The following is a 7,889-nucleotide window of genomic DNA, read 5'->3' as shown; positions in this document are numbered from 1 at the left end:
TTTAATTTTCTAGGTTCTTTGCGGCTTTTTTGAGCCGACTTATAAAGTATAGCATTCTTTTTGAAGCTTGTCAACACTTTTTTAAAAATTCTTTTTAGAATTTCTTTAATCCCTAAATATTCGGTTTACTGAATATTTTTTGGGAACATTAATGAGTATACACTAAATATTACTAATAGTCAACAACTTTTTAAAACTTTTTATTATTTTTCTAAATAACTTCTGATAAGTTCCTATTATACTATATTTATTTAATATATTTATTTCTTAAAAACTTAAAAACTATAATATCTCCATAATCTTTTTAAGTTTTTTTAAATCGTCCATGTAAACTTTTTTTAGTTCCTGCCTATAAATAACCGCAGCTGGATGATACAAAGGACATAGTTTATACTCCTTATCTTTTATTTTTATATCAATATTTTTTCCATGTAAATCTCCTATTTTAGCTCTTTCATCGTATATACTTTTTAATGGAGCATTTCCAAGGGTTACTATTATTTCAGGCTCTAAAATACTTATTTCTTCTATTAAATAGCCGGTAAAATCTAATACTTCTTTCATAGTAGGTGTTCTATTTATTAACCCACCTGTTCTTTTACTTTTTTTAGTAGGCCTATACTTAACTACATTGGTTATGTATAAATCTTCTTTACCTAATTCTAATACTTCTAAAAATTCTTCTAAATATTTACCTGCTTGACCTACAAAAGGTTTTCCAAGTTTTTCTTCATTCTTACCAGGGGCCTCACCTATAAGAAGAATAGGACTATCTATTTTCCCATTACCTAAAACTATGGTTTTTTCATTGTAATCCATAGTTATTTCTTCGTTTAACCTTTTCAACTTTTCCTTTTTCAATGAAATCATCCCTTCTTTATATTATTTAGTTCCATATTCTTATGATGTATTTTTTTAAAATCTTTCCATACTTCCTTTTTTTTACTTTCATCTCTTAAAAGAGCTGCCGGATGATAAGTGCCCATAATATAATACTTCCCTTTTTTAATCCATTGTCCTCTATCTCTAGAGATTCTAAAATTTGAATCTATAATATTAGTTGCAGCTATTCGGCCTAAGCAAATTAATATACTAGGATTTATTATTTTCACTTGCCATCTTAAATATTCTATACAAACCTTACTTTCCCCCTCTAAAGGATCTCTATTTTTCGGTGGCCTACATTTAACTATATTTGCAATATAAACATCCTTCTTCTCTAAATATATTGACTTTAAAATTTTATCAAATAACTGTCCTGCCCTTCCAACAAAAGGTCTTCCTGATCTATCTTCATAAAATCCTGGTCCTTCACCTATGAACATAATATTTGCCTCTTTATTACCTTCACCAAATACAACATTAGTTCTGGTTTTAGCTAATGGACATGCCCTACATGTACTAACTATAGACTCTAATTCATCTAAGGTATACATATTAACCCCTCCAAGTTAATTAGGATTTTATTTTCTCTAATTCTACATACTATATTATACCAAAATAATAACTCTGCAATTGCAGAGTTATTATTAAAAGTTTAATTATTTTTTATAGGTTTCATTGTTGGAAATAATATTACATCTCTTATACTTGATTGATTTGTAAGAAGCATTATCATTCTATCTATGCCTATTCCTAGTCCTCCTGTTGGAGGCAATCCCACTTCTAATGCATTTATAAAGTCTTCATCCATCATATGGGCTTCATCGTCACCTTGTTCTCTTTGCCTTACTTGCGCTAAGAATCTTTCTTTTTGATCTATCGGATCATTTAACTCACTAAAAGCATTAGCCAATTCCCATGTATTTGCAAATGCTTCAAATCTATTGGTCTTCCTTGGATCTTCAGGATTTCTCTTAGCTAATGGTGAAACTTCTACTGGATGCCCAATAATAAATGTAGGTTGAATTAAATGTTCTTCACAAAATTCCTCAAACATTTCATTTATAACATGGCCTCTCTTCATTTCTTTATCAATTTCTAATCCTTTTTCTTTTCCAACTTTTCTAGCTTCTTCGTCTGTATTTATAGTACTAAAATCTACTCCTGTATACGCCTTTATTGCCTCTTCCATATCTAGCCTTCTCCATGGTGGTGTTAAATCTATTTCTGTTCCTTGATAGTTTATAACCATGGAACCTAAAGTTTCTTTCGCAACAGTAGATATAAGTTCTTCTGTAAGCTCCATCATTTCTTCATAACTAACATAAGCTTGATATAGTTCAATATTTGTAAACTCGGGATTATGCTTATAGCTCATACCTTCATTTCTAAACATTCTGCCCATTTCATAAACCTTTTCAAATCCACCAACTATCAACCTTTTTAAATACAATTCATTTGCTATCCTTAAGTACATGTCTAAATCTAAAGTATTATGGTGAGTTATAAAAGGTTTAGCATTTGCTCCTCCAGCAATGTTACTGAGAATTGGAGTGTCAACCTCTATAAATCCTCTATTATCTAAGAAGCTTCTAACAGCTTTAATTATATTTGATCTGAGAATAAATGTTTTTTTGACCTCTGGGTTTACTATTAAATCTACATATCTTTGTCTATATCTTAAATCAGGATCTTTCAAACCATGGAACTTTTCTGGTAAAATTTGTAGTGACTTTGTTAAAAGAGCAATTTCCTTTGCCCTAACAGAAATTTCTCCTGCCTTTGTCCTGAACACCTCACCTTTAACGCCAATAATATCTCCTAAATCATAATCTTTAAGCTCATTGTAAGCTTCCTTACCTAATGAGTTCATTTGAGCAAAAATTTGTATTTTACCTTCTCCATCCTGTATGTCAATAAAACTTATTTTCCCATGACCCCTTCTAGACATCATTCTTCCCGCTATAGATACGGCCTTTTCTTCTAATTCTTCAAAATTCTCTTTAATAGTAGCACTATTATGAGTATGTTCATACTTTTCTATTAAAAAGGGATCTTCCCCTCTTTCTTTTAAATCCTCTAGCTTTTCTCTCTTTAAAACCAGCATTTCATTAGTCTTTTCTTCTGTTTCTGGCATTGTATTCCTCCTTCTATCTAGTTATGGCCAAAATTTGGTATTTTATTAATCCATCTGGCACATGCACTTCTACAGTATCACCTATTTCCCCCTCTAGCAAGGCACTTCCAACAGGAGATTCATTAGAAATCTTACCTTCATAAGGATCTGCTTCTGCAGAGCCAACTATAGTGTATTCCATTTCTTCATCATATTCTAAATCTTTTACCATTACTCTTGAACCAACACTGACTTTATCTGTAGATATATCATTTTCATCAATAATTTGTGCATTTCTAAGGATTTTTTCTAATTTTGCAATTCTTTCTTCAAGTTGAGCCTGTTCATTTTTTGCTTGATCATATTCTGCGTTTTCACTTATATCTCCAAAGGCAAGGGCCTGTTTAATTCTTTCAGCTACCTCTCTTCTCTTAACAGTTTTCAATCCTTCCAATTCTTTGTCTATTTTGTCTCGCCCTTCTACGGTTAAGAACATATCTCTTTCAACCATATACCTTCTCTCCTTTTTTATATATTGAAGGTGATTTCACCTTTTCATTCTCATATTAAAACATATTAAAAATACATTAACTTGATACTTTCCATTCAAAACATTATAAAATAGCATTAAGCTATTGTCAAGTACTTACAATTTCTTTTGCAGAATATTTCTGACCATTTACAGAGAAGCCTTTAAAATCTTCTTCGCTTAAACGGGTATTTAGTTCATATAATCTCGAAGGTATCTCTTTCTCTAATTCAAACACATCCTCATTCTGTAAAAATAAATTAGTATTTGAAAAAATAAAATCATTTATTACTACAGTTTTTTTGTTTTTCAAATGTATATCTTTCAAGATTTTATTATGATTACTAAAGTCAAAGATAATACTTTCAGGTTTTAATATATCCACATTTAGCGAAACATTATTATTTAGATTAATAATAATATAGTAGTTTGCTAGAGTTTTGTCAATATCTTTTGTAAAGTATATTGACAACCCTGTTTCTAATAGTATCTCTTCTTTTACTTTTTCTAAATTCTTAGTTTCCTCTACAAATATAGTTAAAAACCTTATTCTTTTAGATAGTTCCTTTATTAAAGGCTTTATAGATTCTGCCTTACTGGTTATTAGAAGAACTTCAAAATTAATAGATTCTTCTCCTATATCTAAAAATATTTCTTTTAATGCCCGTGGCATGAATTCTATTAGCACTTTTTCTCCATTAATTACTTTTAATCCTGTTCTTTTTTCTATAACTTTTATATTATTATTATCTAAATACCTCATATCTTCAAATACTATACTATGAGTTTTTTCTTCCTTATATTTATTCACCCCTTCTACTATAGAATCAATATATAAATCTTCAGGTACCCTTTCAAAAGTTAAAAAAATTCCAATTACTTTACCGATGATAGTTTCTTCCTCATTCTTTAAAAAAGTTAAAAACTTTGGTTTAATTTTAGGTATAAACTTTTTGGGAATATATTTTAATAAACCTTTGCTATAAATTTTAATATATTGTTGGGAACTTACAATATACAAAAATTCAATTTCTATAACCTCCTTATACTAAATTTAAATGGATATTTGTATTATATGTCCCTTATGTTTTAGGTATTCCTAAAATACCTATAAAGTACATTCTCCATTTCTTTTCTACTTTCTATTTTATTTATTTCATTTTTAAATGAAGCTGAGTTCTCCATTCCTTTTACATACCATGCTATATGCTTTCTCATTTCTTTTACCCCTATCTTCTCACCTTTAATACAAGAAATTAAATCTAAATGTTTTATAATCATATTTAACTTCTCTTCCTTGGTAGGGTAGGACACAGTTTCTCCTTTTAAAAGATCAATTGATTCTTTAAAAATCCATGGATTCCCTCTTGAACCTCTGCCTATAGCTATACCATCACAACCTGTATATTTAAATATATTATATACATCTTCTGAAGTAAACAAATCCCCATTCCCTATTACTGGTATATTAACATGATCCTTTACTTCTTTTATAATTTCCCAATCTGCATCTCCAGTATAAAACATTTCTCTAGTCCTTCCATGTATAGTAATAGCACTTACTCCTTCTGCTTCTAATATTTTTGATATTTCTAAAGCATTTATACTGGAAGAATCCCAACCTGTTCTAATTTTTACTGTTACAGGCTTTGTTGAAACTTTTACTATTTCTTTTACTATTTTCTTTACTAAAGATGGACTTTTTAAAAGGGCACTTCCATCACCATTTTTAACTATCTTAGGTGCTGGACATCCCATATTAATATCTAAAATATCTATATCTTCTCTTGGATTAACATACTTCTCAACAACCTTAGACATTATTAACGGTTCTGAACCAAATATTTGTAAAGCTACTGGTCTTTCCCTTAAATTTATTTTTGTTAAGCTTTGGGTTTTCTCATCATTATAGTACAGACCTTTTCCACTAACCATTTCTGTAACTACTAATCCAGCTCCCATTTCCCTACATAATATTCGAAAGGCTCCATCTGTAATCCCTGCCATTGGTGCTAAAAAGATAGGATTGTCTATTTCTACATTTCCTATTTTCAAAAAATCACCTCATCTTTAATGTTACTAAAATAAGTAGCCAAAAGGCTACTTATTTATTTCTTTCATATATTATTCTTAACCCTTCTAAGGTTAATAAATTATCTATTTTATTTATATATCGACTTTCACTAGCAATAAGCTTAGAAAATCCACCAGTTCCAATTACTGTGTCCACTCTTCCATCTTCTTCTAACTCATCAATCATTCTTTCTATTATATAGTCTACTAGTCCTATATAGCCATAAACAAGTCCAGATTGAATACTATTTATAGTATTTTTACCTATAACAGACTCTGGTTTTGCTATTTCAACTTTAGGAAGTTTAGCTGTTCTAGTAAATAAAGCTTCACTAGAAATTTTTATACCTGGAGCTATAGTCCCTCCTAAATAATCTCCTTTTTTCGATATAGCACAAAAAGTAATTGCAGTACCAAAGTCTACTACTATAACAGGCCCACCATATTTTTCATAGGCTGCTACAGCATTTACAATTCTATCTGCTCCTACTTCTTTTGGATTATCATATTTAATATTCATTCCAGTTTTAACTCCTGGTCCTACAACTAATGGATTACATTTAAAGTATTTAATTGCCATAGCTTCTAATGTATACATTAAAGTAGGAACTACTGACGATATTATTACATCGTCTACATCCCGAGAACAAAGTCCGTGATATTTAAATATTTGTTCAAATAGCAACCCATATTCATCTGAAGTTTTATTTTTATTTGTAGCTATTCGCCAATCATCAAATAATTGTCCATCTTTATAAAGACCAAATACTACGTTTGTATTTCCTACATCAATTACTAATAGCACCTTTACACCATCCTATCGTTTATCTTCTTTTATTTAGTCCTGCAACTACACTGGTTACAATTATTATAGCTACTATCATTTCAGGAATTCCATTAGTTATACCTATACCTAATATAACCTTATTAGCGGTATTTGAATCTAACTCCATTGCCTCTACAAATTGTTGTCCATATAGTAGATATATAGATAATAGCACTCCTACAGTATTAGTCAAAGTTCCTAAGGCTGCTGAAACTGCAACCTCAGCTGCTTTTTCCCTTATCCCCTTATAAATATACAATCCTGCGAATAAATTTACGACAATTAATACTCCATTAACTATTAACATACCAATATTAGATTTATTCAATATACCAGCTACCAAAACCTTAACTAAATAAGCCGTAATACCACCCCATATTGCATATATTATTATTGATGAAGTTTTCTTACCTAATGTTTTGAATAATTTGTACACATAGTAGGAAACTATACCAATAAGAACTCTTGGCAATATTGACACTAAAGGATTTAAGAACACAAAAGAAATAGGTGTAGGATTAGTTAGTGCTTGAAACATACTAAATAAACCAAATATTAATCCTACTAACCCACCTACTAAGGGACCTTCCATAATAGCCCCAATAATTACTGGAATATGCATTATAGTTGCTTTTGTTAATCCTACTGGAATAAAGCCTAAAGGAGTCAATCCTAAAATAGCTGAAATCCCTCCAAGAATTCCTGTTATTACTAGCTTTCTCAATGTAAATCTTTTTTTACATGTCATCATATATATACCTCCGTTCTAGTTCCTTATATTGGGATACTAGTCGTTGTTTAAACAAATAAAAACAATTATCACTCCTGTCTAGCTCCTTATAGGATGCTAGCTATTATTATATTAACATATATAATAACGGAAGAGGAATAAATTTTCCTCTACCGTCTATTATTATCCACCGAAAAACATTAATAAAAGTCCTGCTGCTACAGCAGACCCTATTACACCTGCTACATTTGGTCCCATTGCATGCATAAGCAAGAAGTTACTTGGATTTTCTTCTTGGCCTACTTTTTGTACTACTCTTGCCGCCATTGGCACTGCTGATACCCCTGCTGCACCTATCATAGGATTAACCTTTCCTCCTGAAGTTTTATACATTATTCGTCCAAATAACACTCCTGCTGCTGTCCCTAGGGAGAATGCTATTAATCCTAATACTATAATTTTTATTGTATCTGGTGATAAAAATGCTTGGGCACTAGCTGTTGCTCCTACTGTTACCCCTAAAAATATAGTTACTATATTTATTAATTCATTTTCTGCTGTCTGAGTTAGTCTACTGACTACTCCTGATTCCCTAAATAAATTCCCTAACATTAACATTCCTATTAAAGGTGCTGCTGATGGTAATAATAAAACTACAAATACTGTTACTAATATAGGAAATATTATTTTTTCTTTTTTAGATACTGTTCTTAATTGTTCCATTTTTATTTTT

Annotated in this window: 9 protein-coding genes; all 9 read right to left on the bottom strand. The window is 30.3% G+C overall.

All coding sequences use genetic code 11. The annotated features are described in order from the left end of the window. Positions 1-282 precede the first annotated feature (282 nt). Positions 283-870 (bottom strand): uracil-DNA glycosylase, encoded by a 588-nt coding sequence (locus tag VK071_13470; protein ID HLR36323.1) that lies wholly within the window; start codon positions 868-870, stop codon positions 283-285. Next, positions 867-1,436 carry a uracil-DNA glycosylase gene (locus tag VK071_13465; protein ID HLR36322.1) on the bottom strand — a complete coding sequence of 190 codons (570 nt, stop codon included), beginning with the start codon at positions 1,434-1,436 and terminating at the stop codon, positions 867-869. The genes VK071_13470 and VK071_13465 overlap by 4 nt, the downstream gene beginning before the upstream one ends. Before the next feature lie 101 nt (positions 1,437-1,537). After that, complete coding sequence (gene lysS / locus VK071_13460; GenBank protein HLR36321.1) at positions 1,538-3,019, bottom strand: lysine--tRNA ligase; 1,482 nt, start codon at positions 3,017-3,019, stop codon at positions 1,538-1,540. Positions 3,020-3,032: 13 nt separating this feature from the next. Then, entirely contained in the window at positions 3,033-3,509 is a 477-nt protein-coding gene (greA, locus tag VK071_13455) for a transcription elongation factor GreA (protein ID HLR36320.1), read from the bottom strand. Positions 3,510-3,636: 127 nt separating this feature from the next. Further along, positions 3,637-4,548 carry a hypothetical protein gene (locus VK071_13450; protein HLR36319.1) on the bottom strand — a complete coding sequence of 304 codons (912 nt, stop codon included), beginning with the start codon at positions 4,546-4,548 and terminating at the stop codon, positions 3,637-3,639. Positions 4,549-4,616: 68 nt separating this feature from the next. Then, positions 4,617-5,582 carry a tRNA dihydrouridine synthase DusB gene (gene dusB, locus VK071_13445; GenBank protein ID HLR36318.1) on the bottom strand — a complete coding sequence of 322 codons (966 nt, stop codon included), beginning with the start codon at positions 5,580-5,582 and terminating at the stop codon, positions 4,617-4,619. A gap of 49 nt (positions 5,583-5,631) precedes the next feature. Further along, complete coding sequence (locus VK071_13440; GenBank protein HLR36317.1) at positions 5,632-6,405, bottom strand: type III pantothenate kinase; 774 nt, start codon at positions 6,403-6,405, stop codon at positions 5,632-5,634. A 19-nt stretch (positions 6,406-6,424) separates the two neighbouring features. Beyond that, positions 6,425-7,177, bottom strand: coding sequence for an ECF transporter S component (locus tag VK071_13435; GenBank protein HLR36316.1), 753 nt, complete (start codon positions 7,175-7,177; stop codon positions 6,425-6,427). Positions 7,178-7,339: 162 nt separating this feature from the next. Continuing rightward, positions 7,340-7,889: sodium ion-translocating decarboxylase subunit beta (locus VK071_13430; GenBank protein ID HLR36315.1), on the bottom strand; the 550-nt coding region annotated here is incomplete at its 5' end.

It is taken from the genome of Tissierellales bacterium (genome assembly GCA_035301805.1).
Taxonomy (GTDB): Bacteria; Bacillota; Clostridia; order Tissierellales; family DATGTQ01; genus DATGTQ01.
The sequence above is the reverse complement of the archived record's forward strand: the minus strand, read 5'-3'. Positions and strand labels throughout refer to the sequence as shown.